This is a genomic window from Mesorhizobium sp. M1E.F.Ca.ET.063.01.1.1, assembly GCF_003998155.1.
Taxonomy (GTDB): Bacteria; Pseudomonadota; Alphaproteobacteria; order Rhizobiales; family Rhizobiaceae; genus Mesorhizobium.
Genome location: NZ_RZSC01000584.1, coordinates 1 through 3,809, shown reverse-complemented (window position 1 = coordinate 3,809; position 3,809 = coordinate 1). Strand labels below are relative to the sequence as shown.

General features: G+C 63.8%; 5 protein-coding genes. All 5 read left to right on the top strand.

The genetic code is table 11. From position 1 onward, the window contains the following. The coding region (locus EOA29_RS28550) for an AIR synthase related protein (protein WP_245468565.1) at positions 1-1,168 on the top strand (1,168 nt) is incomplete at its 5' end. After that, complete coding sequence (locus EOA29_RS28545) at positions 1,165-1,689, top strand: hypothetical protein (RefSeq protein WP_126093612.1); 525 nt, start codon at positions 1,165-1,167, stop codon at positions 1,687-1,689. The genes EOA29_RS28550 and EOA29_RS28545, both read left to right, overlap by 4 nt. A gap of 116 nt (positions 1,690-1,805) precedes the next feature. Continuing rightward, positions 1,806-2,039 (top strand): BolA family transcriptional regulator, encoded by a 234-nt coding sequence (locus EOA29_RS28540; RefSeq protein WP_126093611.1) that lies wholly within the window; start codon positions 1,806-1,808, stop codon positions 2,037-2,039. A 151-nt stretch (positions 2,040-2,190) separates the two neighbouring features. After that, positions 2,191-2,526 (top strand): Grx4 family monothiol glutaredoxin, encoded by a 336-nt coding sequence (gene grxD, locus EOA29_RS28535; RefSeq protein ID WP_059185116.1) that lies wholly within the window; start codon positions 2,191-2,193, stop codon positions 2,524-2,526. 150 nt (positions 2,527-2,676) lie between these two features. Further along, a partial coding sequence (locus EOA29_RS28530; protein ID WP_127221924.1) for a multidrug effflux MFS transporter occupies positions 2,677-3,809 on the top strand: 1,133 nt, incomplete at its 3' end.

Here is a 3,809-nt window from a genome sequence, read left to right as displayed (position 1 = left end):
GTTGCATCAGGGCGACGAGGTCGCCAACCTGCCGATCAAGGAACTGGGAGACCAGGCGCCGGAATATGACCGCCCCTGGGTCGAGACGAGGAAGCCCGCGCTGCTCGCCGCCAATGACGCGCCCAAGGCCGATGTCGCCGATGCGCTGCTGAAATTGCTTGGCGGGCCGGATCTGTCCTCGCGCCGCTGGGTGTGGGAGCAGTACGACACGCTGATCCAGGGCAATTCGCTGCAGCTCCCCGGCGGCGACGCCGGCGTGGTGCGCGTCGAGAGCCATCCGACCAAGGCGCTCGCCTTCTCCTCCGACGTCACGCCACGCTATTGCGAGGCCGATCCCTATGAAGGCGGCAAGCAGGCCGTGGCCGAATGCTGGCGCAATCTCACCGCCACCGGCGCCTTGCCGCTTGCCGCCACCGACAATCTCAATTTCGGCAATCCGGAGCGCCCCGAAATCATGGGCCAGCTCGTCGGCGCGGTGAAGGGCATCGGCGATGCCTGCCGCGCGCTCGAATTCCCGATCGTCTCCGGCAATGTCTCGCTCTACAACGAAACTAACGGCCGCGGCATCCTGCCGACGCCGACCATCGGCGGCGTCGGGCTGATCGCCGACTGGTCGAAAATGGCCCGCATCGGATTTGCCGCCGAGGGCCAGATGATCGTGCTGGTCGGCGCGCCGCCGAGCTGGGGCAGCCATCTCGGCCAGTCCGTCTATATGCGCGACATCCATGGCCGCGCCGACGGCCCGCCGCCGCCGGTCGACCTCGTGCACGAAAAGCGCGTCGGCGATCATGTACGGGCGCTGATCGCCTCCGGCATCGTCACCGCCGCGCACGACCTCTCGGACGGCGGGCTTGCCGTGGCGCTGGCCGAAATGGCGATGGCTTCCGGCATCGGCGCCACCATACCGGGTCTTACCGGCACCGACCCGATCCCGGTCTGGTTCGGCGAGGACCAGGGCCGCTATCTGCTGACGCTGTCGATCGACCCGCAAAGCGGCGAATGGGACAGAATCCGCGAGGAGCAGGGCAAGCTCGGTATCTTCGCGCCGTGGATCGGCACGACCGGCGGTGACACGCTGAAACTCGGCGATGCCCGCGCGATCCCGGTCAACGAATTGACCGCCACCCATGAGGGCTGGTTCCCGCGCTTCATGGATCAGGCCATTTGACCAGGCTGGCGGCCCGGGCGCTGCTTGCAGTCGTCTTCTGGCCGTCGCTGTTCTTTTTCTGGTTTCTCGGCCCGTTCGTCTTTCTCCTGCTGTCGACGACCTCGAGCGAAGTTTGTCCGCGGCTGGAAACGCGATCGGAATTCGTTGCCGCGGCCAACGGCACCCTTCCAATGCTGGCCGTTCAGAGCCTCGTCTATGCGGTTCCGATAGTGTGCCTGGTCCTGTGGGGGCGGCTTTTGCCGGAGCTGGCTCGGGCAAGGCAGATCGTCACCTGCGCCAAGCTCTTTGCCGTTACGATCGTCATCGGAGTGCTTTGGGCGTATGGTTCCTCGCTTATGTGCGATGGCTACGGCCAGCCGTTTTTCTCCCCGGCCTGGCAATGGACGAGTTACTTGCCGGTAGTCGGTATCGCGATCAACGTCCCGCTCTATGTGCTGACCTTCAGCCTTGGCCGCGCCTTCTTGACGCGTGAGGACGCGCCCGCCGACGATGCGGCTCATCCGCACCAGGATGTCCCATGAGCCCTCGGTCATGGATGGAACGGCTTCAATCCGGACCGGAAAGGTTCTACGCTCAGTACCGACTCTCATCGCACGGGCTGCTGCACCGCTCCCCGGCGAGAAAACAGGATTTTTTCATGGCAATGGACGCGCACGACATCGAACGGCTGATCAAGCAGGGCATTCCGGACGCCAAGGTGACGATTCGCGATCTGGCCGGCGACGGCGACCACTACGCGGCTGAGGTGGTGGCCGAAAGCTTCCGCGGCAAAAGCCGGGTGCAGCAGCACCAGATGGTCTACGACGCGCTGAAGGGCAATATGGGCGGCGTGCTGCACGCGCTGGCCCTGCAGACCAGCGTTCCGGACTGAGACCTATCGCCACTCTGCCTTAGCCCAAAACCGCGTTATCCCTTGCGCCATCGCGGTAGCGTCACGGCTAACGTCTTGTTTCGGCCAACCTATGGGTTTATTTGATGGACATGTTTCGAGCCTGGCTCCCACAGGCGTGAAAGGATCGTCCATGACCGGCATCAACGACTACATCGACAACGAGGTGAAGAGCAACGACGTCGTGCTTTTCATGAAGGGCACGCCCGGCTTCCCGCAGTGCGGGTTTTCCGGCCAGGTGGTGCAGATCCTCGATTATATCGGGGCCGACTACAAAGGCGTGAACGTGCTCGACTCGGCGGAACTGCGCCAGGGCATCAAGGACTATTCCAACTGGCCGACCATTCCGCAGCTCTACGTCAAGGGCGAGTTCGTCGGTGGTTGCGACATCGTGCGCGAGATGTTCCAGGCCGGCGAGTTGCAGGACTTCCTGGTCGAAAAGGGCGTCAGCGTCAAAGGCGCCGCCTGAGTTGAGCCCGCGGCGGCCGGCAATTTAGCCGGCGGCCACGGGCGCCCGGGGCCGCCCCCACCTCGGCAATGCAGTTCCCGACTCCGGGAACGAAACGAACTGATGCGCCGGTCCACCGGCGCATCTTCGTTTGAAAGATCGGATTTTGCCGTGGACAAGCAGATAGAAGCGTCGCAACGGGCTCTGCCCATTCCGCGCTGGGAATTCATTGCGCTCTGCGCGGCGCTGATGGCGCTCAACTCCCTGGCTATCGATATCATGCTGCCTGCCCTGCAGCAGATCGGCGCCTCGCTCGGCGTCGAGAATGAAAACCATCGCCAATACGTCATCACCGCCTACATCCTCGGCTTCGGCGGCGGGCAGCTTTTCTTCGGTCCGATCTCCGATCGTTTCGGGCGCCGTGCGCCACTGGTTGCCGGCCTTATCATCTATGTCGCGGCAGTGGCTGCCGCGGCGATTGCCCCGACCTTCGCCGCGCTGCTTGCCTGCCGTGCCGTGCAAGGCGTCGGCGCCGCCGCGACGCGCGTCATCGCCGTCTCGATCGTACGTGACACGTTCGAGGGCCGCCGCATGGCCGAGGTGATGTCGCTGATCTTCATGGTGTTCATGGCGATCCCTGTCGTCGCGCCCGGTATCGGTCAGTTCATCATGCTTTTCGCCACCTGGCACTGGATCTTCGTCACCATGGCCGTCGGCGCGCTGATCGTGTCGACATGGTCGCTGCTGCGCCTGCCGGAGACGCTGCATCCGGAATACCGCCGCCCGCTTACGATCAACGCGGTTGTCGGCGGCTTCCGCATCGTGCTCACCAACCGCATCGCGCTTTGCTACGCCTTCGCCAGCACCTTCATCTTCGGCGCCATGTTCGGCTTCATCAATTCGGCGCAGCAGATCTATCTCGACGTCTTCCATGTCGGTGAGCTGTTCCCGCTGATCTTCGCGGGCGTCGCGGGCGTGCTCGCCTTCTCGAACTTCCTCAACGCGCGGCTCGTCGGCCGGATCGGCATGCGCCGCCTGTCTCAGAGCGCGCTGCTCTTGTTTCTCAGCATCAGTTTGATCTGGCTCGTCGTCTCGCTGGAGATTGAAATGCCGCTCTGGCTGTTCATTGCCTTCTTCGCCGGGGCGATGGTTCCGTTCGGCTGCCTTGGCGCGAATTTCAACGCTTTAGCCATGGAGCCGCTCGGCGAGCTCGCCGGCACGGCGTCCTCCATCCTCGGCTTCATGCAGACTTTTCTCGGCGGCATTCTCGGCACGTTGATCGGCCAGGCTTATAACGGCACTGT

Coding starts and splice junctions, on each gene's coding strand:
- EOA29_RS28540 (WP_126093611.1), top strand. CDS start 1,806: ATGGCAATGGACGCGCACGACATCGAACGGCTGATCAAGCAGGGCATT.
- grxD (WP_059185116.1), top strand. CDS start 2,191: ATGACCGGCATCAACGACTACATCGACAACGAGGTGAAGAGCAACGAC.